Origin of the sequence: Streptomyces sp. MB09-02B (genome assembly GCF_033794485.1) — a bacterium.
Taxonomy (GTDB): domain Bacteria; phylum Actinomycetota; class Actinomycetes; order Streptomycetales; family Streptomycetaceae; genus Streptomyces.
This window is the reverse complement of record NZ_JARGEE010000019.1, coordinates 19,714-45,045: the sequence shown is the minus strand read 5'-3', so window position 1 is coordinate 45,045 and position 25,332 is coordinate 19,714. Positions and strand designations below refer to the sequence as shown.

Sequence of the window (25,332 nt, the reverse complement as noted above, 5' to 3'; positions counted from 1 at the left end):
GGGTGTGGGGGCCGAGGGGCCGCGATAGCCCTGCGTCACCGAGCGTCACTGATCGAAATGCGTGGGATGTCCGTGCGTGTTTGTCTGGTCGAGGCCCGATCCCCTCACCCACAACGGGAGTGAATCCACATGGGCATGAAGGACCAGTTCCAGGACAAGGCTGAGCAGCTGAAGCGGAAGGCCGGGCAGTCGCCGGAGGAGCGGCAGCGGGCTCAGCGGCCTGGTGAGCGCGCGTCCGAGCGTCAGCCGCAGCAGGGTCAGCCGCAGCACGGTCAGCGCGAGCACGGCCGGCCCCAGCGCGAGCAGGGGCAGCCGCAGCGTGAGCAGGGCAGGCCCCAGCGTGAGCAGGGGCAGCCGGAGCGTGAGCAGGGCAGGCCCCAGCGTGAGCACGGGCAGCCGGAGCGCGGTGCGCGACGCCGTGACGAGGAGTCCGAGAGGCTGTTGCGGGACGAGGGAGACCGCGTCCGCCAGGACTTCGACGTGTAACTCCCGCACCCGGCCCCGGCCGTGTGACACGCGGGGCACTCTCCTTGAGCGGAGGGTGCCCCGCGTTCGTGCGTTCCGCCGGAGGCCGGGCCGACTTTCCGTGAGGGCACTGCCCCCTGGTCGGCTGGTCGGCCGGCCAGGGGGCAGTGCCCTCACGGAATCAGTGCCCTCACGGGATCGCTCTCGGCGGCAGTGGGGGGCGGGCCCTGTTCGGGACGTTGGTGTAGTCCGGGGGAGTTGCCGGGGGGTGGGACTTGAGGAGGTCCAGGGCCAGGTTCACCGCTGCTTCCAGCTGGGTGTTGCGGCCCTCGGCCCAGTCCAGGGGGGTGCGGAGGGTCTCCAGGTCCGGGGTGACGCCCCGGTTCTCGACGGTCCAGCCGTACGCGTCGAACCACGCGGCGTTCATCGGGACCGTGATGACCGTGCCGTCGCCGAGCTGGTGGCGGCCGGTCATGCCGACGACGCCGCCCCAGGTGCGCAGGCCCACCACGGGGCCGAGGTTCAGGAGTTTGAACGCGGCGGTGATCATGTCGCCGTCGGAGGAGGTCGCCTCGTCGGCCAGGGCGACCACGGGGCCGCGCGGGGCGCTCGACGCGTACGACACCGGCTGGGCGTTCCGCGTCAGGTCCCACCCCAGGATCGTGCGGGTCAGCTTCTCCACCACCAGTTCGCTGATGTGGCCGCCCGCGTTGCCGCGCACGTCGACGATCAGGGCGGGCCGGGAGACCTCCATGCGCAGGTCGCGGTTGAACTGGGCCCAGCCGGAGCCGCCCATGTCCGGGATGTGCAGGTAGCCGCAGTGGCCACCGCTCAGCTCCCGTACGACCGCACGGCGTTTGGCGACCCAGTCCTGGTAGCGCAGAGGCCGTTCGTCGACGAGGGGGACCACGGCGACGCGGCGGGAGCGGCCCGCCCCCTCGGTGTCGGAGAGGTCCGAAGGGCCTTCTCCGGAAGGGGGTTGGGCGAAGGTCAGCTCGACCGTCGTGCCGCCCGCGCCCACCAGCAGGGGGTACGGGCCCGTCGTCGGGTCGACCGGGCGGCCGTCGACGTGGGTGAGGGCCGCGCCCTCGCGGATGCCGGTGCCGGCCAGCGGCGAGCGTGCCTTGGAGTCGGAGGAGTCACCGGGCAGGATGCGGCGGATCGCCCACTCGCCGTCCCGGCGGACGAAGTTGGCGCCCAGGAAGCCCTGGCGGCGCTGGTAGTGGGGCGGACCCTCGTTGCGACGCGCGGCGGAGACATAGGCGTGGGAGGTACCGAGTTCGCCCAGCACCTCCCTCAGCAGGTCCGCGAACTCGTCGGGGGACGCGACCCGTTCGACCAGCGGGCGGTACTGGGCGAGGACCCCGTCCCAGTCGATGCCGCTCATCCTGGGGTCCCAGAAGTACGCGCGGATCAGCCGGCCGGCCTCCTCGTACGCCTGGCGCCACTCGGCGCCCGGGTCGACCTCGTGCAGGATGCGCCGCAGGTCGATCCAGACGGTCGAGTCGCTGTCGCCGGACTCGGTGGAGGGGACGGCCCGCAGGTCGCCCTCGTCCACGACGACGAGCCGTGAGCCGTCGCCGCTGACCGCGAACCAGTCCAGGTGAGCGACGAGTTCGGACTTCTTCGCCCTGCTGATGTCGAAGTACTCGAGCGTCGGGCGGCCGGTCATGTCGTCCGGGTTGGCGAAGGTCTCCCCCAGGGCGCCGGAGATCGGCCAGCGCAACCACACCAGGCCGCCGCCCGCGACCGGGTGCAGGGCCGAGTACTTGGAGGCGGTGACCGGGAACGGCGTGACACGGTTCTCCAGGCCCTCGGTCTCCACGGTCACCGTGCCGTCGGTGTGCTCGTCCTCGGTGGGGTCCATGCCCCCGGCGACCGGGCGGCCGTCGGGGTTCAGGGCGAAGGGGGAGGGCGTGGCGGAGGAGAGCGGGACCAGGTAGGGGCGGCAGCCGAGCGGGAAGGACAGGTCGCCGGTGTGCACGTCGTACACCGGGTCGAACCCGCGCCAGGACAGGAAGGCGAGGTAGCGGCCGTCGCTGGTGAACACCGGGTTCTCGTCCTCGAAGCGACCGCTGGTGACGTCCACGACGGTCCGGTCCTTCATACGGGCCATCTTGATCTGGCGCAGGGTGCGGCCGATGCCCGGGTGGGACCAGGTCAGCCAGGCGCCGTCGGGGGAGAAGGCGAGGTCGCGGACGGGGCCGTTGAGGGAGGTGATGAGTTCGGTGACCTCACCGTCCGACTCCTCGGTCCCCGCGGCGGCGGCCGCCTCGTCGGGCACGGTCAGCAGGAGGACACGGCCGTCGTGCGAGGCGACGGCGAGGCGTTCGCCGCGCGGGTCGGACACCAGTTCCAGGACGCGGCCCAGCTCGCCGGAGGCGAGGCGGCGGGGCTCGCGGGCGCCGGTGGCCCCGGGGAGGTGGACGATCTCGATCGCGTCCTCGCCGTCCGCGTCCGTCACGTACGCCACCTGGCCGCCGGAGCCCAGCATCTCGGGCAGCCGGACGCGGACGCCCGGGGTGTCGGCGATGGTCCGGGCCGGGCCGTCGCGGTGGGTCAGCCAGTAGAGGCTGCCGCGCACGACGACCGCGCTCGCCCGGCCCGTGTCGTCCACGGAGATGCCGTCGACGTGCTGGGCGGCCGGCACCTGGTACGGCCGCCGCCCGGTGCGCGCGCCGCCGAGCCGTACGTCGAGGCGGCGCGGGACGGCGTCGGCGGCGAGGTCGTCGACGAGCCACACCTCGCCCGCGCACTGGTACACGACCCGGGTGCCGTCGCTGGCCGCGTGCCGGGCGTAGAACGCGTCGTGGTCGGTGTGGCGGCGCAGGTCGGAGCCGTCGTACGCGCAGGAGTAGAGGTTGCCGACGCCCTCGTGGTCGGAGAGGAAGGCGATCCTGCCGCCGACGAACATGGGCGAGTGCAGATGCCCGTCGAGGTCGGCCAGCAGTCGCTCCCCGTGCAGCCAGAGGCGGCCCGTGGCCCCGCCCCGGTAGCGCTTCCAGGAGGCCGGTTCGTGCGGGGGCGTGCCGGTGAGCAGCAGGGTGCGGCGCTCGCCGTCGATCTCGGCGGACTGGATGTCAGAGACCGGGCCCCAGGGCAGTTTGCGGCCGGGGTCACCGTCCGGGCGCACTTTGTAGGCCCAGGTGAAGTACGAGAACGGCTCGCCGTGGGAGGCGACCGCCAGGATGTCCGAGCGGCCCTCCCGGTCCGGGGGCGTCCAGCCGCGGACCTCGGTGTCGGGGCTGCCCCAGTGGGTGAGCCGCCGCGCGGGGGCGCCGCCGTCCACCGGGGCCAGATGGATCTCCGGGAGGATGCTCCGCCAGCTCGTGTACGCGATGTGCCGGCCGTCGGGCGAGAAGCGCGGTGTGGCGACCTTCGTCCGGTCGACGGTGAGCCGCCAGGCGCGGTCCGAGCCGTCCAGCGGGGCCAGCCACAGGTCGTCCTCGGCGACGAAGCAGAGACGGTCGCCGCTGAGGTGGGGGTGGCGGAGGTAGCCGGAGCCCCGGCCCGTTCCTTGTTCCTGGCTGTCACTCACCCACCCATGCTTTTCCGGTCGGGGCACACCGGCAACTTCAACCGGGTGACCCACAACACGAACGAAACGGTTTCGTTTTCTTCGACCCGCGGGGTATCTTCGTAAGCGTACGAAACCGTTTCGTTCGGGAGGCGGGGTGTCCGTTCCGGTGTCATCCGTGAGATGCCGCCCGGCCGGTAGCCTTGTCGTCTCGAACGCGCGACCACAGCAAGGGGAGTGGGATGACTGAGACCGCGACGGCGCGCCGCAGTCGCATCACGCCCGAGCGCGAGGCCGAGCTCTACGCGGCCGTCCTCGACCTGCTCCGGGAGGTCGGCTACGACGCCCTCACCATGGACGCCGTGGCGGGCCGCACCCGGTCCAGCAAGGCCACCCTCTACCGCCAGTGGGGCGGAAAGGCCGAGCTGGTCGCGCGGGCGATCCGGCACAACAAGCCGCACTCCGACATCGGCTCGGTCGACACCGGGTCCCTGCAGGGCGACCTGCACGCCCTGGTGCTGAGTACCGATGACTGCGAAATGGAACAGAACAACGCGCTGATGCGGGGTCTGGCCATGGCCGTGCACGGAAACCCCGACCTGCTGAAGGCCTTCCGTGAAGTGATCATCGAGCCGGAGATGGTGGAGATCCGCCGTCTGGTGCAGCGTGCCGTCGACCGGGGTGAGGTCCGTCCGGACAACCCCGCCATCGACTACGTGGTGCACATGTTCGTCGGCGCCTTCGTCGCGCGGGGCATGATCGAGGACCAGCCGCCCACGCAGAGCTTCCTCCGTTCGTACCTCGACGCCGTGGTCCTCCCCGCTCTCGGAGCGTCACCCGCCCGGTAGCCACCGAAGTCCGGCACGACTCCCCCCTCTGACCCCACCGCTCATGTCGTCGGGCTGATCGCCCCTGCCCCGCCATGCCTTGCCCTGCCCTGCCGCCTTCCTCCCCCACGGCGCGGGCTGATCCGTCCTGCCCTCCGCACGTCCACGACCTGAACGGGAGTACCGCCCCCGTGGCCACATTCCTCTACAAACTGGGTCGACTCGCCTTCCGGCGACGACACTTCGCCGTCCTGATCTGGGTGGCACTGCTGACGCTCGCGGGCGTCGGCGCCGCCTCCGCGCCCGCCGCGGGCTCGACCTCCTTCTCCATCCCCGGCACCGAGGCCCAGAAGGCCTTCGACCTGCTGGAACAGCGCTACCCCGGGATGAGCGCCGACGGCGCCACCGCCCGAGTCGTCTTCAAGGCGCCCGAGGGCGAGAAGATGGCCGACGCCGCCAACAAGGCGATAGTCGAGAAGACCGTCGGAGAACTGCGCGACGGCTCCGAAGTCGCCGCCGTCAGCGACCCGTTCACCACCAACGCGGTCAGCCGGGACGGGACGATCGCCTACGCCTCGGTGACGTACAAGGTCCCGGCCATGGAGCTGGAGGACGCCTCCAAGGAGGCTCTGGAGTCCACCGCGCACCAGGCGCAGGACGCCGGGCTGACCGTCGAGATGGGCGGTGACGCCCTGCAGGCCGAGCCCGAGACGGCCGTCGCCGGCGAGATCATCGGCCTGGCCATCGCCGCCGTCGTCCTCGTCATCACCCTGGGCTCGCTCGTCGCGGCCGGGCTGCCGCTGCTGACGGCGGTCATCGGCGTCGGTATCGGTGTCTGCACCATCACCGCCCTTGCGAGCGCGCTCGACCTCGGCGACACCACCTCCACCCTCGCCCTGATGATCGGCCTCGCGGTCGGGATCGACTACGCGCTGTTCATCGTCTCCCGCTACCGCTCCGAACTGGCCGAGGGCCGGGAGCGCGAGGAAGCGGTCGGCCGGGCCGTGGGCACCGCCGGCTCGGCGGTGGTCTTCGCGGGACTCACGGTCGTGATCGCGCTGGCCGGCCTCGCGGTCGTCAACGTCCCGATGCTGACCAAGATGGGTCTCGCCGCGGCGGGCACGGTCGTCGTCGCGGTCCTCATCGCCCTCACCATGATCCCGGCCCTGCTCGGCTACGCGGGCCGCAAGGTCCGGCCGGCCGACGAGAAGGGCGGGCTGCTGGGGCGCCGCAAGGCGAAGGGGTCCGCCGAGGGCTCGGGCGAGGGTTCGGGCGAGGGCTCCTCCGCGGTCGAGCCCAGCCTGGGCACCCGCTGGGCGACCTTCGTCGTCCGCCGCCCCGTCGCCGTGCTGCTGCTCGGCGTGGTCGGCCTGGGAACGATCGCGCTGCCGGCCACCCAGCTCGAACTGGGCCTGCCCGACGACGGTTCGCAGCCGACGTCCACCACGCAGCGCCGGGCGTACGACCTGCTCTCCGAGGGCTTCGGGCCCGGCTTCAACGGCCCGCTGATGGTCGTCGTCGACGCCGAGGGCAGCGCGTCCCCGAAGGAGGCCGCCACCGCGGTGACCGACGGGATCAAGGGGCTCGAGGACGTCGTGACGGTGACCCCGGCGACGTTCAACAAGGCCGGTGACACCGCGATGATCACGGTGATCCCGGAGTCCAAGCCGTCCTCGACGCAGACCGAGGACCTGGTGCACGCCATCCGTGACGCGGGCGCCGGCGTGGCGGCCGACACCGACGCGAGGGTGCTGGTCACCGGCGCCACCGCGATGAACATCGACTTCTCGCAGAAGCTCACCGACGCGCTGATCCCGTATCTGGCGCTGGTGGTGGGGCTCGCGTTCCTCCTGCTGATCGCGATCTTCCGGTCGATCCTGGTGCCGCTGAAGGCGGCCCTCGGCTTCCTGCTCAGCGTGCTGGCCGCGCTCGGCGCCGTGGTCGCGGTCTTCCAGTGGGGCTGGCTCGCGGGGCTCATCGGGGTCGAGGAGACCGGCCCGATCATGTCGATGATGCCGATCTTCATGGTGGGTGTGGTCTTCGGCCTGGCGATGGACTACGAGGTGTTCCTCGTGACCCGGATGCGCGAGGCGTACGTCCACGGTGAGAACGCGAACCAGGCCGTGGTGACCGGCTTCAGGTACAGCGCCCGGGTGGTCGCGGCCGCCGCGGCGATCATGATGGCCGTCTTCGCCGGCTTCATCGGCTCCGGCGAGTCGATGATCAAGATGATCGGCTTCGGCCTCGCCATCGCCGTCTTCTTCGACGCGTTCGTCGTCCGCATGGCCATAGTCCCGGCCGTCCTCGCCCTCCTGGGCGACAAGGCCTGGTGGCTGCCGAAGTGGCTCGACCGCGCGCTGCCCGACGTCGACGTCGAGGGCGAGGGCCTGCGGGCGCACGACGACGCGACGAGGAAGCCGGCCGACGGCGACAAGGACGACGAGGACAGGTCACTGGCCCACGTCTGACGCGCGGGGAGGACCGCCGGTGAGGGCCCGTGGGGACGGGCCCTCACCGGCTCTCGCGTGCCGGGGTAGGCATGACGGGTGAGCGACGAGACGGAACAGACCGACGAGACGGAACTGACGGCAGGGACGGGTCAGACCGCGGAGACGGGACACACCGAAGAGATCAGCGGCGGGCCCCGGAGAAGTCGTGACGACCGTGTGAGCCCGCCCCACCGCGGCACCGAACGCGAGACGCTCCGCGCCTTCCTCGACTACCACCGAGCCACGCTCGCCATGAAGTGCGCGGGGCTCACGGACGAGGAGCTCCGTCGGCCGTCGATGCCCCCGTCCACGCTGTCCCTGCTGGGCCTCGTACGGCACATGGCGGAGGTGGAACGCGCCTGGTTCCGGCGGGTGTTCGAGGATCACGACGCGCCGATGGTGTGGTCGGAGGAGATCGACTTCCAGGCGGCGTACGACGCGAGCGCCTCGACGCGGGCGGAGGCGTTCGGGGCGTGGGAGGCGGAGGTGGAGACCTCGCGGCGTATCGAACGGGAGGCGGAGTCACTGGACCTCGTCGGCCACCAGCCGCGCTGGGACGAGGAGGTCTCGCTCCGCATGGTCATGGTGCACGTCCTGCTGGAGTACGGCCGCCACAACGGCCACGCGGACTTCCTGCGGGAAGGGGTGGTAACTGCTCGCCGGGGAGTCCGTACGAGGTCGAGTTGGCTCGATCGTGTGATGGTCAGTTCGCTGGCTTGCGGTGTCCTGGGCTGATCGGGTTGACGTGCTCGGGCGATCTGGGACGCCGGGAACGGAGCCAGCGTGCGGAGCCCCCTCTCCTCCGGAGAGAAGGTTTGGGGCCTCTCCGTCGCCCTTTGTCCGTACCCACCAGGCCAGATCGTGAGGGAACTGGCCTCCCTGGCTCGGACCACGCACGCGATGCGTGTCGCCGCCCAGGGGTCGAGTACGCCGGGGACCAGTGCGCTCAAGACCGTTCGGGGCGTGCGGCTGGACATGTGCACTCATGCTCAGTCCAAAGGAACGGTAGCGTCCCTCTCATGCATGCGATCACGATTCCCGAACCCGGTGGACCCGAGGCCCTGGTGTGGGACGAGGTCCCCGACCCGGTGCCCGGCGAGGGCGAAGTGCTCATCGAGGTGGCGGCGAGCGCCGTGAACCGCGCCGACCTGCTGCAGCGGCAGGGCTTCTACGACCCACCGCCCGGCGCCTCCCCCTATCCCGGCCTGGAGTGTTCCGGCCGAGTGGCGGAGATCGGGCCCGGTGTGGCCGGGTGGAGCGTCGGCGACGAAGTGTGCGCGCTGCTCTCGGGCGGCGGATACGCGGAGAAGGTCGCCGTTCCGGCCGGTCAGCTGCTGCCGGTCCCCTCCGGCCTCGACCTCCGGCAGGCCGCAGCGTTGCCCGAGGTGACCTGTACGGTCTGGTCGAACGTCTTCATGATCGCCCACCTGCGTCCCGGTGAGACGCTCCTCGTGCACGGCGGCTCCAGCGGCATCGGCACGATGGCCATCCAGCTCGCCAAGGCTGTCGGCGCCAAGGTCGCCGTGACGGCCGGTACCAAGGAGAAGCTGGAGCAGTGCGCCGCCCTGGGCGCCGACATCCTGATCAACTACCGCGAGCAGGACTTCGTCGAGGAGGTCCGGGCGGCCACGGACGGCAAGGGCGCGGACGTCGTCCTCGACAACATGGGCGCCAAGTACCTGGACCGCAATGTCCGGGTCCTCGCCGTCAACGGCCGGCTCGCGATCATCGGCATGCAGGGCGGCATCAAGGGCGAGCTGAACATCGGCGCGCTGCTCGCCAAGCGGGCCGCGATCAGCGCGGCCTCGCTGCGGGCCCGGCCCCGCGAGGAGAAGACGGCCATCGTCGCCGCCGTACGCGAACATGTGTGGCCTCTGATCGCCGGTGGCCATGTGCGCCCGGTCGTCGACCGCGAGATCCCCATGGACGACGCGGCGACGGCGCACCGGGTACTGGAGGAGAGCGGCCACGTGGGCAAGGTGTTGCTGGTGGTGCCGTAGGAGGGGTCGGTGAGCCGCGGGCCGTCGTCCCGGGGAGCGGTGTCGACCCTGCCCTTCCCGGCGGCCCTGTCCAGCTGTGCGTCGGCCCTGCTCAGTGTCATGGCTCCGGTTCAGTGCCATGGCTCCGGTTCAGTACCGCCGTATGCGCAGCCCCACGAAGGCCAGTCCGAGGCCCATGCCCAGGAGGATGAGGCCGCTGCCGAGGGCGAGGGCCTGCAGGACGGGCTCCTCGGCGGTCGCGGTGCCGGGGCCCGGTGGCACGCCGGGGACGGGCAGGGCGGCGTTCCGGGACGGGTCGGGGGCGAGGGAGGAGTCCGGGCCGTCCGGTTCGGGGACGGGCTCTACCGGGGGCGTGGAAGTGTCGTCCTCCGGCTCCACGGGGGCTGCGTCCGCCCGCCCCGGGCGTTCGCGGCCCTCGCCCGCGCGGCTGCCGGCCCAGGAGGTCGCGGGGTCGGGATCGGCCGCGTACGCCGTGGGCACGGGCCCCGTCACCAGAACGACGAGGAGCCCCGCGACGAGAACCGGTCCCGTCACGCGCACCGAACGAAGCCAGGTAGCCACGCCCTCAGCGTCACACGGCACCGGCATCCCGGCATCCCGGCGTTGCGGCATCCCGGCATCCCGACGTGTCGGCCCGCTCGCCGGAGCCGAGCGGCAGCTGTGCGGGCCCGCCGCTGCTCACGGAGAGACGACCACTCCGGTACGAAACCGCAGGCCGCGAACACCGTCGCGGCAGACCGAGGGCTGTCCCAAGCCGAACGATGCCGATGCGGCGCACTCGAGGTGCCCCGCGCGCCGTCCGCCCCGTGTTCTGGCCGGCGCGTCCGGAAGCCCCACGTGACCACGTGACAGCAACCCCTGGCCAAAACGCGAACAGCGGCTACGTAAACGGTGGATCACCCTGTGTGGGGGGCACCAGGGTGGTGAGGTGTACGTGTGCGAGAGAATGGCGGCATGGAGATGCCGAGGAACGAACGGTCGCCCGAACAGCCCCAGATCCTGGTCGTGGGCCAGGACGGCATGGCCGTGGGCGGCGGCGGAGGCGACGAGGACTCCCGCGAGGTCCCGGTGACGGAGATGGTGGAACAGCCGGCCAAGGTCATGCGCATCGGCAGCATGATCAAGCAACTGCTCGAAGAGGTACGGGTCGCCCCCCTCGACGAGGCCAGTCGGGCCCGGCTGAAGGAGATCCACGCCAGCTCGGTCAAGGAACTGGAGGACGGTCTGGCGCCCGAGCTGGTGGAGGAACTGGAGCGGCTCTCGCTGCCCTTCACGGACGAGGTGATCCCGAGCGACGCGGAACTGCGGATCGCCCAGGCCCAGCTGGTCGGCTGGCTGGAAGGCCTCTTCCACGGGATCCAGACGACGCTGTTCGCCCAGCAGATGGCCGCCCGGGCCCAGTTGGAGCAGATGCGCCGCGCGCTGCCGCCCGGCGTCGGCGGCCACGAGGGCGACGACGACCCCCGCACGCTCGGCCGCTCGGGCGGCCCGTACCTCTAACCTCCGACAGGCTTTCGGTCGACGCCTCTGAAAGCCGTTCGGCTGACCCCCCACCACGTACGCGAAGGGCCCGGCACACCGAGTGCCGGGCCCTTCCTATCAGAGGCGTCAGGCCGGATTGCCCGTCGAGACCTTGAGGATGATCGAGGGCATGTCCTTGGGGTCGACGTCCTCGGAGGCCGTCGGGTACTGCTCCATGACCGTGCCCTCGCCGTACGTGTTCTCGTCGACCTTCTGGACGTCGTACTGCCAGCCCGCCGCCTGGAAGCACTTCTTCACCGAGTCGATGTTCTTGAAGGTGAAGTCCGGCAGCTCGATCTTGTCGGGGTCGTTGTACGACTCCACGGGCTCCGTGCACTCGGTCGACTCGATGACCTTCGACGTGTCCGGTCCCTTGTGCCCCTCGACCACGCTCGGCGAGGAGGACGGGGTCGCGCCGTCGTCGCCGCCCTCGGCCTCGGTGCCCGCGCTCAGGGAGAGCGCCACGATCAGACCGCCGACCGCGAGGACCGACACGGCGATCGCGCCCACGATGACGCCCTTGTTGCTCTTCCCGCCCCCGGAACGCCCCGCCGACATCGAGGACTGCTGGGGTGTGACGTTGTACGGCGGCGGGGTGACCGAGCCCTGCTGCGGCGAGTACGCGGCGGTCTGCGGCGGCGTCTGGTAGCCGCCCTGCTGCGGGTAGCCGTAGGACGGGGCGGGCGTCGGAGTCGGCGTCGGCGGACCGTAGCCGCCCGTCGCCGGCGGCTGGTACGGCGTCTGGACGCTGCCCGACTGCGGGGCGCCCGTGTGGTCGATCGGCGGGAAGACCGCGGAGGAGACCCCCGCGCCGCTGGCCGTCTGCACACCCGGCACGATGCTCGGCGCGACGGGCTGGAGGGACGCGGCGACCCGCAGGCACTCGTCCCGCATCGCCTCCGCGCTCGGGAACCGCTCGTTCGGGTTCTTCTTCAGCGCGCGGGCGATGATGGCGTCCACGGCCGGCGGCAGGGAACGGTTGATCGAGGAGGGAGCGACCGGCTCCTCCTGGACGTGCGCATACGCTATGGCCAGCGGCGAGTCCGCCTCGAACGGCAGCCGACCGGTGGTCAGTTGGAAGAGCATGATGCCGACCGAGTACAGGTCGGAGCGGGCGTCCACGCCGCGGCCGAGGGCCTGCTCGGGCGAGAGGTACTGCGGGGTGCCGACGACCATGCCGGTCTGCGTCATCGACGTGACGCCGGACTGCATGGCGCGGGCGATGCCGAAGTCCATGACCTTCACGACGTTGCGCTTGGTCATCATCACGTTGCCCGGCTTGATGTCCCGGTGGACCAGGCCCATCTCGTGGCTGATCTCCAGCGCCGCCAGGACATCAGCGGTGATCTTCAGTGCCTTGTCGGAGGGCATGGCGCCGAGCTGGGAGACATCCGCGTCGAGCACCGAACCGAGCGGCTTGCCCTCGATGTACTCCATGACGATGTACGGCGTCGTCATGCCGTCGAGATCGTCCTCGCCGGTGTCGAAGACCGACACGATGTTGGTGTGGGTGAGCTTCGCCACGGCCTGCGCCTCACGGCGGAAGCGCTCCCGGAAGGCCTGTTCGCGGCCGAGGTCGGTGTGGAGTGTCTTGATTGCGACCTGTCGGTCGAGCACCGAGTCGTACGCGAGGTGGACGGAGGCCATGCCGCCCTCGCCGAGCAGGTCACGCAGTTGGTACCGGCCACCGGCTAGCGACCGTCCCGCGTACCGGCCCTGTGCGGCGTCCTGGCTCATCGTCCTGCGTCCCCCATCGGCGCGCGCGAAAGCAGCTGGCGTGGCTCCCGCGATCGGTGATCCCTGATGATTCCGGTGATCCTTTGTGCTATTCCCGGCCAAGTCTGCCCCAGGGCACTGACACGTCAAGCGCGGTGCCCGATCCGTGACCGTACGCGAAAGAAGCGTCGCGGAAGCGTTACAGGGGGCGTACGCCCGGTACACAGAACTTGCACGAGTGCGCGCGCTGCGGGTTTCATGGCCGATCAACCTTTGAATCCACCTTGAATCCGTCGTGAACCCGTCGCGCATCCAACCCGGACCGGCCTCTTGCGTGAAGGCTGTAGCGTGGCCGACGGAGACCGTAACAAGTACCGCGCGGACCGCGGGCAGAAACGACGGCGAGGACTGATGGCACAGCAGCAGCGCTCTCAGGGCCCGTCCGACCCCGAGGCGACTGGCGGCGGCATGTCGGACGCGCCGGAGTTGTGGGGCAACGGCGGGCTGGTAGGCGACGGCCGGTACCGGATGACCCACAGACTGGGCCGGGGCGGCATGGCCGAGGTGTTCGCGGCCGAGGACGTACGTCTCGGCCGGACGGTCGCGGTCAAACTGCTCCGCTCCGACCTGGCCGAGGACCCTATCTCCAAGGCCCGCTTCACGCGTGAGGCCCAGGCCGTGGCCGGTCTCAACCACCACTCGATCGTGGCGGTCTACGACTCCGGTGAGGACGTCGTGAACGGCACCCCGGTGCCGTACATCGTCATGGAGCTGGTCGAGGGCCGCACCATCCGTGACCTGCTGCTCAACGCCGAGGCCCCCGGTCCCGAGCAGGCGCTGATCATCGTCTCCGGTGTGCTGGAGGCGCTCGCGTACTCGCACCAGCACGGCATCGTGCACCGTGACATCAAGCCGGCGAACGTCATCATCACCACCAACGGCGCGGTGAAGGTGATGGACTTCGGCATCGCCCGCGCCCTGCACGGGGCGTCGACGACGATGACGCAGACCGGCATGGTCATGGGCACGCCCCAGTACCTCTCGCCGGAGCAGGCGCTCGGCAAGGCCGTCGACCACCGCTCCGACCTGTACGCCACCGGCTGTCTGCTCTACGAACTCCTCGCGCTCAGGCCGCCGTTCATCGGCGAGACACCGCTCTCGGTGGTCTACCAGCACGTCCAGGACATCCCGGTACCGCCCTCCGAGAGCTCGGAGGGATCGGCGCCCCCGGAGCTCGACGGCCTGGTCATGCGCTCCCTCGCCAAGGAGCCGGACGACCGGTTCCAGACGGCCGAGGAGATGCGCGGCCTCGTCCAGTACGGCCTGCAGATGCTCTACGACCAGGGCGGCCACACCGGCACCTGGAACACCGGGCCCGTCACCATGCACGAGGGTCGGCACACCCCGCCGGGCGGTATGTCCGGTACGGCGGTCATGTCGCACCCCCACGGGGAATCGGGCACCTCGCAGATCCCGCAGCCGATCCTGCCGGGGTACGGCGGCGGTGGCCGGGACGACGGCGGTTTCGAGGGGAACGGCAACCGGGGCAGCGGTCGCGGCAAGCTGTGGATCCTCGCCGTCCTCGCGGTGATCGCCATCGCGGCGGGCGTCGCCCTGGCGTTGAACAACAAGGGTGACTCCGGTGACGGCGGCACCGAGACCACCAAGTCCCCGACGGCCACGAAGTCGGAGAAGGACAAGGACACCACCGAGTCGCCCAGCGAGGAGGCGACCGAGGAGACCACGGACGACAGCACGGACCCGGATAACGGCGGCGGCTTCACCCCGTCGTACCCGCAGACGCCGAGCTTCACCCAGTCGCCGACGCAGAGTGAGCCGTCGGAGGAGCCGACGACGGAGGAGCCGACGTCGGAGGAGCCGACACCCACGGACGAGGGAGAGGAGTCGCCCCCGCCAGAAGAGTCGCCCGATGACAGCAGCGGCGGCGGCGACGCGGGCGGCCTGCCGGGCGGCATCGGCGGCGAAGAGGGGTGACCCCGGTGGAGGGGGCGACCCGGGCGGACCTCGCCCGGGTCGCCCCCTCCACCGTGAAGCGCGCTCCGCGTGGGCTCACTCCATGAACGCCTCGCGCACCGCGTCGTACTCCCGTGTCCACCACGCCACCAGCGCCGAAGCCGCGGGGAACTGCGGGTCGGCGCGGGTGTCGCCGCGCTCGTAGTGCCAGCGCAGCATCCAGAAGTCGTTGAGCCGCTCCCACCACACGCGGTGCACGGCCGCCGCGAGCTCGGCGGAGGGCGGCGCCCGCGGAACGCCGGTACGCGCGCGCGTAGGAGCGTACTTTCGCCAGGTCCAGGGCGCCGACGGGACGCACGAAGAAGATCACCGCCGCCCGGACCGCCTCCTCCGCGCGCGGCTGCACACCGAGCCGGTCCCAGTCGAGGATCGCGGCCGGCACCTCGGGGACGTCGTCCCGGTAGAGCACGCTGTAGGGGTGGAAGTCACCGTGCACCCACCCCACCGGGCCACCCCCGGGCGGCCGCCGGTCCACGTGCCGGTCCAGCAGCTGCCGCCGCTCCAGCAGCCGGTACCGGGCGAGCGCGTCGAAGGAGGTCGGCCGGGCGGTGACGGCGCACCCGGTCGAGCAGATCGTCGATGAGGGCGCGCCGTGGCGGTGGCGTCCCTCGATCCACGGGTGCAGGGCGTAGGCGTGGCCGGCGACGACCGGCACCGTGCCCCCGTCCCGTCCGGTCAGCGGTGGCGCGACGGGAACGCCCAGGGCGGCGAGGCGCTGGGTGGCCCGGTGCTGGCGCACGATCGCGGCCGGGTGGGCGGTTTCGGGGTCGAAGTGGTGCTTGAGGAAGTATCGGCCACGGGTGGTGCGGAGCCGGTAGCCGCGATTGAGAAGTCCCTCGTCGACGGGTTCACAGGCCAGCACGGAGCCCGCGGTGTACTGCTCCAGCAGCGGGCCCAGAGGGGGCGTGTGGAGCACAGGGGGTACAGATGAGCGCGGCACGCGCCAGATGTTAGGGCACAGATGTTAGGGCACGCGCCACGCCGCTGACCTCGCACTTGTCACACACAGTCGTTAGCGATCGCAGAGTGCATGGATCCGAACTATGGCTCGACGCGCAGACGTGCGCCCCGGGCGGCCACCGCGCCCGAGGCGGAGCACGCGCTCCCGCCGTCTTCACGGATGGAGCAACTTGAGCCACCGATCTCACGGCCCGGCTCCGGCGAACTCTTCCCGTGGCCGGGGTGGCCGGGATAACGTGCCGGTGTTCCGGCCCCCTGCCAGGCTGTTACCAGTGCTGTGACCAGCAGCTGTTCCCGACGGACGCGACTTGCTTGGACCCCCTAGTACCGAATTACTTGGAAATCCAAGGAAAATCGCAGGTCAGTAGGGGTTTCACAGGAATGTGGAGCACTGGGTAACGTGCCTCGTGCAGGGCGCTCGCCGGGGCACCTGTCACGTCTGTTCCCGGCCAAGGGCACCCACCCCGTGCACGGGCACCGGGATCAGGCGAGCCGCACTGGTTCTCGGCAACCCCGGGGGCCGGACCGACGGAGGAGCACACGTGACCGTGGAGAGCACTGCCGCGCGCAAGCCGCGACGCAGCGCCGCAGGCAAGACCGGCACCACCGGCAGCAAGGCGGCCGGCACCACCGGCACCAGGCGCGCCGCTGCGAAGAAGCCGACCGACGCCCAGCCCGAACTCGTTCAGCTGCTGACGCCCGAGGGCAAGCGCGTCAAGAACGCCGAGTACGACCCGTTCGTCGCGGACATCACCGTCGACGAGCTGCGCGGCCTGTACCGCGACATGGTGCTGACCCGTCGCTTCGATGCCGAGGCCACCTCCCTGCAGCGCCAGGGCGAGCTGGGCCTGTGGGCCTCGCTGCTCGGCCAGGAGGCCGCCCAGATCGGCTCCGGACGGGCCACCCGCGAGGACGACTACGTCTTCCCGACCTATCGCGAGCACGGCGTCGCCTGGTGTCGCGGCGTCGACCCGACCAATCTGCTCGGCATGTTCCGCGGCGTGAACAACGGCGGCTGGGACCCGAACAGCAACAACTTCCACCTCTACACGATCGTCATCGGCTCCCAGACGCTGCACGCCACCGGCTACGCCATGGGCATCGCCAAGGACGGCGCCGACTCGGCGGTCATCGCGTACTTCGGGGACGGCGCCTCCAGCCAGGGCGACGTCGCCGAGGCCTTCACCTTCTCCGCGGTCTACAACGCGCCGGTCGTGTTCTTCTGCCAGAACAACCAGTGGGCCATCTCGGAGCCCACGGAGAAGCAGACCCGCGTCCCGCTGTACCAGCGCGCCCAGGGCTTCGGCTTCCCGGGCGTCCGGGTCGACGGCAACGACGTCCTCGGCTGCCTCGCCGTCACCAAGTGGGCGCTGGAGCGCGCCCGCCGGGGCGAGGGACCCACCCTGGTCGAGGCGTACACGTACCGCATGGGCGCCCACACCACCTCCGACGACCCGACCCGCTACCGCCATGACGACGAGCGGGTGGCCTGGGAGGCCAAGGACCCGATCGCGCGTCTGCGCAGCTACCTCGAGTCCGAAACGGACACGAACGAGGGATTCTTCGCGGAACTCGAAGCGGAGAGCGAGGCGTTGGGAAGGCGAGTGCGCGAAGTGGTGCGTGCCATGCCCGACCCTGACCACTTCGCCATCTTCGAGAACGCGTACGCGGACGGACACGCGCTCGTGGACGAGGAGCGCGCCCAGTTCGCGGCTTACCAGGCGTCGTTCGCCGATGTGGACGAAGAGGAGGGCAAGTAGCGATGACCACGCAGACAGCCGCGCAGGCGGCAGGGCAGAGCGCCGGGCAATCCGCCGTGAAGAACATGGCGATCGCCAAGGCGATCAACGAATCGCTGCGCAGGGCCCTCGAAGCCGACCCCAAGGTCCTCGTCATGGGCGAGGACGTCGGCAAGCTCGGCGGTGTGTTCCGGGTGACCGACGGCCTCCAGAAGGACTTCGGCGAGGACCGGGTCATCGACACCCCGCTCGCCGAGTCCGGCATCGTCGGCACCGCCATCGGCCTGGCCCTCAGGGGCTACCGCCCGGTGGTGGAGATCCAGTTCGACGGTTTCGTCTTCCCCGCGTACGACCAGATCGTGACCCAGCTCGCCAAGATGCACGCCCGCTCGCTGGGCAAGGTCAAGCTCCCCGTTGTCGTCCGCATCCCCTACGGCGGCGGCATCGGCGCGGTCGAGCACCACTCCGAGTCCCCGGAGGCGCTGTTCGCGCACGTGGCGGGCCTGAAGGTGGTCTCGCCGTCGAACGCGTCGGACGCCTACTGGATGATGCAGCAGGCCATCCAGAGCGACGACCCGGTGATCTTCTTCGAGCCCAAGCGGCGCTACTGGGACAAGGCCGAGGTCAATCCCGAGGCGATCCCCGGCCAGCTGCACAAGGCCCGGGTGGTTCGCGAGGGCACCGACCTCACGCTCGCCGCGTACGGCCCGATGGTGAAGCTCTGCCAGGAGGTCGCCGACGCCGCCGCCGAGGAGGGCAGGGCCCTGGAGGTCCTGGACCTGAGGTCGGTCTCTCCGCTGGACTTCGACTCCATCCAGGCGTCCGTGGAGCGGACGCGCCGTCTGATCGTGGTCCACGAGGCCCCGGTGTTCTTCGGTTCGGGCGCGGAGATCGCCGCCCGGATCACCGAGCGGTGCTTCTACCACCTGGAGGCCCCCGTCCTCCGTGTCGGCGGGTACCACTCCCCCTATCCGCCGGCTCGGCTGGAGGAGGAGTACCTGCCGAATCTGGACCGGGTGCTCGACGCCGTCGACCGCTCGCTGGCGTACTGAGGGAGAGGTCCGTGACGACGATGACAGACACGTCTCCGCGCGAGTTCAAGATGCCCGACGTGGGCGAGGGACTCACCGAGGCCGAGATCCTCAAGTGGTACGTCCAGCCCGGTGACACCGTCACCGACGGCCAGATCGTCTGCGAGGTCGAGACGGCCAAGGCCGCCGTCGAACTGCCCATCCCGTACGACGGTGTCGTACGCGCACTGCACTTCCCCGAGGGCACCACGGTCGACGTCGGCACGTCGATCATCGCGGTGGACGTTGCGGGCGGGGCGGCCCCGGCCGAGCCGGAGCCCTCCGCGGCGAAGCCGGAGCCCGCGGCGAAGCCGGCGGCGGCGCCGAAGCCGGCGGCACCGGCGGCCAAGAAGCCCGAGGGCCGCAAGCCGGTCCTCGTGGGCTACGGCGTCGCCGAGTCCTCCACGAAGCGCCGCCCCCGCAAGGGAGTCCCGGCCGCCGCCGCGCCCGCCGAGGACACGCTGTACGGCGCCTCGGCCCTCCAGAGCGTGCAGGGCGAGCTGAACGGACACGGACAACACGGGGTCACCGTCGCGCGTCCCCTGGCGAAGCCGCCCGTCCGCAAGCTGGCCAAGGACCTCGGGGTGGACCTGGCGACGATCACCCCGTCCGGTCCGGACGGCATCATCACTCGCGAGGACGTCCACGCGGCCGTGGCTCCGCCGCAGGCTCCCGAGCCGGTGGCGGCCGCACCCGCGGCCACGGCGACCACGGCCGCACCCGCCGCGTCCGTCACGGCCCCGGCGCCGGTGGCCTCGTACGACGGCGCCCGCGAGACCCGTGTGCCCATCAAGGGTGTCCGGAAGGCGACGGCGGCGGCGATGGTCGGCTCGGCGTTCACCGCGCCGCATGTCACCGAGTTCGTGACGGTCGACGTGACGCGCACGATGAAACTGGTCGAGGAGCTGAAGCAGGACAAGGAGCTGGCGGGGCTGCGGGTCAATCCGTTGCTGTTGATCGCCAAGGCCCTGCTGGTGGCGATCAGGCGCAATCCGGAGATCAACGCGTCCTGGGACGAGGCAGCGCAGGAGATCGTGGTCAAGCACTACGTGAACCTGGGGATCGCGGCCGCCACCCCGCGCGGTCTGATCGTCCCGAACATCAAGGACGCCCACGCGAAGACGCTGCCGCAGCTGGCGGAGTCACTGGGCGAGCTGGTCGCGACGGCCAGGGAGGGCCGGACCTCCCCGGCAGCCATGCAGGGCGGCACGGTCACCATCACCAATGTGGGCGTCTTCGGCATCGACACCGGCACGCCCATCCTGAACCCGGGCGAGTCGGCGATCCTCGCGGTCGGCTCGATCAAGCTCCAGCCGTGGGTCCACAAGGGGAAGGTGAAGCCCCGCCAGGTCACCACGCTGGCGCTCTCCTTCGATCACCGGTTGGTGGACGGGGAGCTGGGCTCCAAGGTGCTGTCGGACGTGGCGGCGATTCTGGAACAGCCGAAGAGGCTCATCACTTGGGCGTGAGGCTTTCGACTGGATAGGCTCAACGTGAAGGGGCTGGCCGCAACTTCGTCTTGCGACCAGCCCCTTCTGTGTTTGCCGTGTTCAGGCGCCGTCAGCGGCGGCTGAGCACATACACGGGCGCCCCGTCCTCCGCCGCACCCACGGGATGGATGCACGCGTGCTTGCGCAGCAGCCGCAGGCATTCGTTGACGCGGTGCACCGGCAGCCCCGTACGAGCCGCGATGGCTTCCAGCGGCTGGCGCAACTCACCCTCCTCGACGAGCACCGGGGCGATCACCACGGCAACCGTCCACACATCCGCCGTCACGGACAACCGCTCGCGCCAGTCGGCCAGGACGGTCTCCGTGGTGGGATGCGTCGAGAACGCGGTGGTGTCCGACATCGGCCGGTCAAGAGCCAGGGCGTCGAGCCGGTTCGCGATGCGTTCCAAGGCTTGGGCGATGGTTTGCTGGGCGATGAGGGTGGCGCTCTGGAGCTCCACCATTTGCTCCTGCAGGGCGATTGACCTGTGTTGCAGGTCGATCGATTTCTGTTGTGCGACCGCGAGTTGCTCGTCCGCCTGCAGGTTGCGCTCCTCCAGCCGAACGATGGCCTCGGCCACCTGCTCGGGCATGGCGTACGCGATGGGCGCACCCGGCTCGGAAGGTTGCACCTCGGCCTCTTCCAAGGTGTAGGAGCCTTCGCGCTGAACGGTCTCGATCACTTCGGCGACCCACTGCTTGAAGGGGGCGCACTCCGGCTTGGTGCAGGCGCTGACGAGCAGGATCAGACCCTGGAGATCGATGAGATTCAGGTCTCGACGCCACTCTCTACCTGCGGGAATGCTGAGACCGTGACCTCCAGTCAGTGTCTCGAGAATCTCTCGATGCTCTTCCGGGACATGGTCGATCAGAGCTTTGCGAGGTGTTGTGTACCCCAACTGCTTGCAGACGTCCACCGCCGGAAACCAATGCGTCCCGTCCGGCATGGTGAGTCGGCGGACGCGGGCTCCGGTGGCCGCGTACACGAAGTCGCCGGCGTCGAGGGCGTCCTCCTGCCGCATGCGGGGGTCGGGTTGGTGCTTGCTGGGTTCGATCATGTGAACCACCTCCACTGCGGAACGTACGGCGGTGGAAATCGAATATGCCAGCTGGGTTAGCCATGTTCACTATTGCGAGGTAAAGAAGCCTGATCGGCTTGCACGAGAAACGTGAAGGGGGCCACCGCGGTGAGCGGTGGCCCCCTTCGCCTGCCTCCGAGAGGCCGGTGACCTAGAGGGTGGCGAAGCCGTAGTCCATCAGCTTCTTCACGTCCGCCATGCGCGTGGTCTCGTTGGTGGAGGTGAGGACGGTGCCGACGATCGTCTTGCCGTTACGGGTCGCGGCGAAGACGAGGCAGTACTTGGACTGAGTGCCGGAGCCGGTCTTGATACCGATGGTGCCCTTCCAGCCGAGCAGCTTGTTGGTGTTGTCCCACGTCGTGTTGCGAGTGCCGCCGGACTTGGTGATGGTCTTCGCCGTGTACGACTTCGTCGCCACGATCTTCTTGAACGTCGTGTTCTTCATGACGTCGCGCGCGAGCTTGGTGAGGTCGCGCGGAGTCGAGGCGTTCGCGCCCTTGCTGATGCCGTCGAACGAGTCGAACTTCGTGTTCGTCATGCCGAGGTTCTTGGCCGTGGTGTTCATCTTGGCGATGAAGTTCTTGGTGCGGGCCGAGACCGTGGAGCCGGAGCCGAACTTGTCGGCGAGTGCCATGGCGGCCTCGCAGCCGGACTTCAGCATCATCCCGTGCAGCAGCTGACGTACGGTCACCTTGTCGCCGACGATCAGTCCCGCCGACGAGGCTGTGTTCTTGACGATGTAGTCGCTGTACTCCTTCTTGATCGTCACCTTGGCGTCGAGGTTCAGGTTCTTCTGCGACAGCACGACCTTGGCGGTCATGACCTTTGTCGTGGAGGCGGTGAGCCTCTTGGTGTCGGCGGCCTTGGTGAAGAGCGTCTTGCCGTTGGCGGCGTTCATCACGAACCCGCCCTTGGCGGTGATCGTGGGCTTCACGGGAGCCGCCTGCGCGGGAGCGGAGGTGACGACTCCGGTCGCGATCATCGCACCGGTGGTCACGGCGACTGCGGCGGCTCTGCGGACACGTGCGCCCTTTATGGCGGTAATCAAGTCAAGTACCCCGATTGCGTCAAATGTCTGTGGAGCGCGGCCACTTGGGCTCCTGTTTCGGGCAAGCAGGGCCGCTTCTCGTGTGACAAGTGAGTAGCACAAAAGGTTGTGCCCTGGGTGGAGCGGGGGTCAATTCGAGTCCATCTCACAGTCTTTTGACGGGTTCACGATGGGCGCGTGGTGGCTGTGGGCCGGTTTCGGCGTGGGCGTGCCGTCCCGGATCGTGGACGAGGACGGCAATGGGTACGTGTTGTATCTATGCTGTGGGCATGTCCTCCGCCCCAGCTCCCGCCTCCGTCCCCGCCGTGAAGCAGCCCCCCGCCGCCGACCGTGTCTACGCCCACGTCAAACAGGGTGTCCTGGAGCGCCGCTACGAGGGCGGCACGCTGCTCACCGAGGGCGAGCTGGCCGAGGCGGTCGGCGTGTCACGGACGCCGGTGCGCGAGGCCCTGTTGCGGCTGGAGGTCGAGGGGCTGATCAAGCTCTACCCGAAGAAGGGCGCCCTGGTGCTGCCCGTCTCCGCGCAGGAGATCGCGGATGTCGTGGAGACCCGGCAGCTGGTCGAGGAGCACGCCGTACGCAAGACGGCCCCGGCCTCGCCGCAGCTGATCGAGCGGCTGGAGAGCCTGCTGCAGCAGCAGAAGGCGCAGGCCGCCGCCGGTGACCTGGCGGGCGCCGCGGTGACGGACCGCTGCTTCCACGCCGAGATCGTCCGCAGCGGGGGGAACGAGATCCTCTCCCGCCTCTACGACCAACTCCGCGACCGGCAGCTGCGGATGGGCGTCGCCGTGATGCACGCCCACCCGGACCGCATCACCAAGACGCTCACCGAGCACGAGGAGATCCTCCAGGCGCTGCGCACGGGCGACGCGGAGGCGGCCGTGGAGATCGTGCACCGCCACGTCAGCTGGTTCTCCAACCTGGCGCGGGGGGAAGTCCGTTGAGTCGCCCCGCCATATCGTCGTCCGCCGGGTCCCTGCCCGGGGACCCGCCCGGCGGCCGTCGCGCCCTCGCGGTCTGGAGTGTGGGCGTCTCCGTCTACTTCGTCGCCGTCATCTTCCGTACGTCGCTGGGCGTGGCCGGCCTCGACGCCGCGGACCGCTTCCATGTGGGCGCCTCCGCCCTGTCCACGTTCTCGATCCTCCAGCTGCTGGTCTACGCGGGCATGCAGATACCCGTCGGCCTGCTGGTCGACCGGCTCGGCACCAAGCGGGTGCTGACCCTGGGCATCCTGCTGTTCACGGCCGGCCAGATCGGCTTCGCGCTGTCGCCGTCGTACGGCATGGCGCTGGCGTCGCGGGCGCTGCTGGGCTGCGGCGACGCGATGACGTTCATCAGTGTGCTGCGGCTGGGCAGCCGGTGGTTCCCGGCCCGGCGTGGACCGATGATCGCGCAGATGGCGGGCCTGGTCGGCATGGCGGGCAACCTGGTCTCGACGCTGCTGCTGGCCCGGCTGCTGCACGGGGTGGGTTGGACGGCGGCGTTCGCGGGCAGCTCGGTGGCCGGTGTGGTCGTGCTGGTCCTCACCCTGCTGTTCCTCAAGGACCACCCGGACGGGCACGAGCCGGAGCCGTTCCCGCACCACGGGGCGGCGTACGTGCGGCGGCAGATCGTGGCGTCCTGGCGGGAGCCCGGCACCCGGCTCGGGATGTGGGTGCACTTCACCACCCAGTTCCCGGCGATGGTGTTCCTGCTGCTGTGGGGGCTGCCGTTCCTGGTCCAGGCGCAGGGGCTCAGCCGGGGCACCGCCGGTGAACTGCTCACCCTCGTCGTCCTGTCCAACATGGTGGTCGGACTGGTGTACGGCCAGATCGTCGCCCGGCACCACGCGGCGCGGCTGCCGCTGGCGCTCGGCACGGTCCTCGTGACGGCAGCGGTGTGGGCGACCACGCTGCTCTACCCCGGTGAGCACGCCCCGATGTGGCTCCTGATCGTGCTCTGCGCGGTGCTCGGCGCCTGCGGCCCGGCCTCGATGCTCGGCTTCGACTTCGCCCGCCCGGCGAACCCGCCGGAGCGTCAGGGCACCGCCTCCGGGATCACCAACATGGGTGGTTTCGTCGCCTCCATGACGACCCTCTTCGCGGTCGGCGTCCTTCTGGACCTGACCGACGACGACTACGGCATCGCCTTCTCGGCCGTGTTCGTCCTCCAGGCGCTGGGCCTGAGTCAGATCCTCCGCCTGCGCGGCCGCGCGGCCCGCCGCGAGCGGGAACGCCTGGTGGCGAGCCGGGTGGAGACGGTGCACGTACCGGCGTAGGGGCCGGGACATCGGAGCGAGGGTAGATGCGTCGGCTGCCCTCGCGAACCGGCCGCTGCACGGCCCTTACACGGCCCTCGCGAACCGGCCGCCGCATGGTCGCCGCGAACCGGCCGCTACACGGTCACCGCGAACGCGCGCAGGATCGCCGCGATCAGGTGGGGGTCGCCCTCGGCCTTGATGCGGTCGGCGACGAGGTCGGCGGTGACGCGGCCGCAGGCAAGGCGGACGTAGGTCTCCCAGTCGAGCGTGAGGGTGGCGGCGGGGCCGAGCGCGGGAGCGGTCTCCAGCGTGCCGCGGCCCTGGATGTCCACGCGGACGGTACGGATGAACTCCACCGGGCCGTGCACGTCGAAGACGACGGCCGAACTGCGCGGCGCCTGCGCGTCCTCCGCGACCACCTTCGGCAGCACGGACAGCAGCTCGTCACGGACTACGTGCGCGCCCGGCGAGTCCAGGTTCCCCGGCTGCCCCAGCGCGGCACGCAGGTCCTGCTCGTGGACCCAGACGTCGAAGGCGCGGTTCCGCATGGCCTGCTCGAGGGTCAGCTCCGTGCCCAGCGGGCCCCGCACCTTGTGACCCGGGTCCCGTGACTCGTTCCGCAGCTGGCGGTTGCGCCGGATGATCGTGTACTCCAGCTCGGAGGTCATCTCCGGTGCGGTGTGGTGACGACGGGCGTCGACCTGCATCTCCATGTACCGCTGGTGCTCGGTCCGTACGTGGTACAGGTCTCGCGGCAGGGTGTGGATCGGCCGGGGGTCGCCGAGCATCTCGCAGTCCAGGCCGATGACATGGGAGACCACATCGCGCACCGACCAGCCCGGGCAGGGTGTCCGGCGGTTCCACTCGCCCTCCACGAGCGGCGACACCAGCTCGGATATCGCGTCCACGGAGTGGGTCCAGGCGTCGGCGTAGGGCTGAAGAGTGGGATGCAGACTCACGGAACGGGACCCCTCGGGCGGTCGGTACGTGTCAGTACGGTCGGTACGTGTCGGCTACGTGGGTGGTGGTCTTCAGTGGGGGCGTCGGCGTTGACGGCGTGGAGCAGTTCGTCGGCGGCTGTCAGTGGGTGCTGTGAAACGTTAAGTTACGCTGCTGTGAGGCACCCCGGCAGTGCTTTG

The 25,332-nt window shown here is 70.2% G+C and carries 17 protein-coding genes and 2 pseudogenes; 11 read left to right on the top strand and 8 right to left on the bottom strand.

Annotated elements, in window-relative coordinates:
• Positions 1-45: 45 nt before the first annotated feature.
• Both P1P70_RS05235 and P1P70_RS05230 read right to left on the bottom strand, forming a co-directional pair.
• Positions 46-516: a hypothetical protein gene (locus tag P1P70_RS05235; RefSeq protein ID WP_319234962.1), complete on the bottom strand. Its 471-nt coding sequence runs from the start codon at positions 514-516 to the stop codon at positions 46-48.
• 139 nt (positions 517-655) lie between these two features.
• Complete coding sequence (locus tag P1P70_RS05230) at positions 656-4,003, bottom strand: S41 family peptidase (RefSeq protein WP_319234961.1); 3,348 nt, start codon at positions 4,001-4,003, stop codon at positions 656-658.
• A gap of 221 nt (positions 4,004-4,224) precedes the next feature.
• Here P1P70_RS05230 and P1P70_RS05225 point away from each other — a divergent pair, with 221 nt between their 5' ends.
• The 4 genes and pseudogenes from P1P70_RS05225 (at position 4,225) to P1P70_RS05210 (ending at position 9,298) form a co-directional block, all read left to right on the top strand.
• A complete protein-coding gene (locus P1P70_RS05225; protein WP_319234960.1) occupies positions 4,225-4,830 on the top strand; it encodes a TetR/AcrR family transcriptional regulator in 606 nt (201 codons plus the stop codon).
• Positions 4,831-5,000: 170 nt separating this feature from the next.
• On the top strand, positions 5,001-7,277 hold the full coding sequence (locus tag P1P70_RS05220; protein WP_319234959.1) for an MMPL family transporter: 2,277 nt from the start codon (positions 5,001-5,003) through the stop codon (positions 7,275-7,277).
• A 162-nt stretch (positions 7,278-7,439) separates the two neighbouring features.
• A pseudogene (locus P1P70_RS05215) lies at positions 7,440-7,946 on the top strand (DinB family protein); the annotation flags it as partial.
• 371 nt (positions 7,947-8,317) lie between these two features.
• A complete protein-coding gene (locus P1P70_RS05210; protein ID WP_319234958.1) occupies positions 8,318-9,298 on the top strand; it encodes an NAD(P)H-quinone oxidoreductase in 981 nt (326 codons plus the stop codon).
• Positions 9,299-9,427: 129 nt separating this feature from the next.
• On the opposite strand, the gene P1P70_RS05205 is transcribed toward P1P70_RS05210, so the two are convergent.
• Entirely contained in the window at positions 9,428-9,859 is a 432-nt protein-coding gene (locus P1P70_RS05205; protein ID WP_319234957.1) for a hypothetical protein, read from the bottom strand.
• A gap of 393 nt (positions 9,860-10,252) precedes the next feature.
• Between P1P70_RS05205 and P1P70_RS05200 the strand changes: the two genes are divergently transcribed.
• Positions 10,253-10,798, top strand: coding sequence for a bacterial proteasome activator family protein (locus P1P70_RS05200; protein ID WP_319234956.1), 546 nt, complete (start codon positions 10,253-10,255; stop codon positions 10,796-10,798).
• 108 nt (positions 10,799-10,906) lie between these two features.
• Here the strand turns inward: P1P70_RS05200 and P1P70_RS05195 are convergent, their stop codons facing one another.
• Positions 10,907-12,556, bottom strand: coding sequence for a protein kinase domain-containing protein (locus tag P1P70_RS05195; protein ID WP_319234955.1), 1,650 nt, complete (start codon positions 12,554-12,556; stop codon positions 10,907-10,909).
• 390 nt (positions 12,557-12,946) lie between these two features.
• Between P1P70_RS05195 and P1P70_RS05190 the strand changes: the two genes are divergently transcribed.
• The gene (locus P1P70_RS05190) at positions 12,947-14,530 is read left to right on the top strand and encodes a protein kinase domain-containing protein (RefSeq protein ID WP_319234954.1); all 1,584 of its coding nucleotides are present in this window, start codon (positions 12,947-12,949) and stop codon (positions 14,528-14,530) included.
• 75 nt (positions 14,531-14,605) lie between these two features.
• Here P1P70_RS05190 and P1P70_RS05185 read toward each other — a convergent pair.
• Positions 14,606-15,485: pseudogene (locus P1P70_RS05185) on the bottom strand (phosphotransferase).
• A 586-nt stretch (positions 15,486-16,071) separates the two neighbouring features.
• Between P1P70_RS05185 and pdhA the strand changes: the two are divergent.
• The 3 genes from pdhA to P1P70_RS05170 are packed head-to-tail and all read left to right on the top strand — an operon-like array spanning position 16,072 to position 19,807.
• Complete coding sequence (gene pdhA, locus P1P70_RS05180; RefSeq protein ID WP_319234952.1) at positions 16,072-17,289, top strand: pyruvate dehydrogenase (acetyl-transferring) E1 component subunit alpha; 1,218 nt, start codon at positions 16,072-16,074, stop codon at positions 17,287-17,289.
• Positions 17,290-17,291: 2 nt separating this feature from the next.
• Positions 17,292-18,320 carry an alpha-ketoacid dehydrogenase subunit beta gene (locus tag P1P70_RS05175; RefSeq protein ID WP_413471418.1) on the top strand — a complete coding sequence of 343 codons (1,029 nt, stop codon included), beginning with the start codon at positions 17,292-17,294 and terminating at the stop codon, positions 18,318-18,320.
• An 11-nt stretch (positions 18,321-18,331) separates the two neighbouring features.
• Positions 18,332-19,807, top strand: a complete 1,476-nt coding sequence (locus tag P1P70_RS05170; RefSeq protein ID WP_319234951.1) for a dihydrolipoamide acetyltransferase family protein — start codon at positions 18,332-18,334, stop codon at positions 19,805-19,807.
• A gap of 91 nt (positions 19,808-19,898) precedes the next feature.
• On the opposite strand, the gene P1P70_RS05165 is transcribed toward P1P70_RS05170, so the two are convergent.
• Both P1P70_RS05165 and P1P70_RS05160 read right to left on the bottom strand, forming a co-directional pair.
• Positions 19,899-20,885, bottom strand: a complete 987-nt coding sequence (locus tag P1P70_RS05165; protein WP_319234950.1) for a Bro-N domain-containing protein — start codon at positions 20,883-20,885, stop codon at positions 19,899-19,901.
• A 172-nt stretch (positions 20,886-21,057) separates the two neighbouring features.
• On the bottom strand, positions 21,058-21,903 hold the full coding sequence (locus P1P70_RS05160) for a D-alanyl-D-alanine carboxypeptidase family protein (protein ID WP_319234965.1): 846 nt from the start codon (positions 21,901-21,903) through the stop codon (positions 21,058-21,060).
• Between the two features lie 320 nt (positions 21,904-22,223).
• Here P1P70_RS05160 and P1P70_RS05155 point away from each other — a divergent pair, with 320 nt between their 5' ends.
• Both P1P70_RS05155 and P1P70_RS05150 read left to right on the top strand, forming a co-directional pair.
• Positions 22,224-22,898, top strand: coding sequence for a GntR family transcriptional regulator (locus P1P70_RS05155; RefSeq protein WP_319234949.1), 675 nt, complete (start codon positions 22,224-22,226; stop codon positions 22,896-22,898).
• Entirely contained in the window at positions 22,895-24,211 is a 1,317-nt protein-coding gene (locus tag P1P70_RS05150; protein ID WP_319234948.1) for an MFS transporter, read from the top strand. Before P1P70_RS05155 ends, P1P70_RS05150 begins: the two co-directional genes overlap by 4 nt.
• Before the next feature lie 116 nt (positions 24,212-24,327).
• Here the strand turns inward: P1P70_RS05150 and P1P70_RS05145 are convergent, their stop codons facing one another.
• Positions 24,328-25,152, bottom strand: a complete 825-nt coding sequence (locus tag P1P70_RS05145) for a maleylpyruvate isomerase family mycothiol-dependent enzyme (RefSeq protein ID WP_319234947.1) — start codon at positions 25,150-25,152, stop codon at positions 24,328-24,330.
• Between the last annotated feature and the right edge of the window lie 180 nt (positions 25,153-25,332).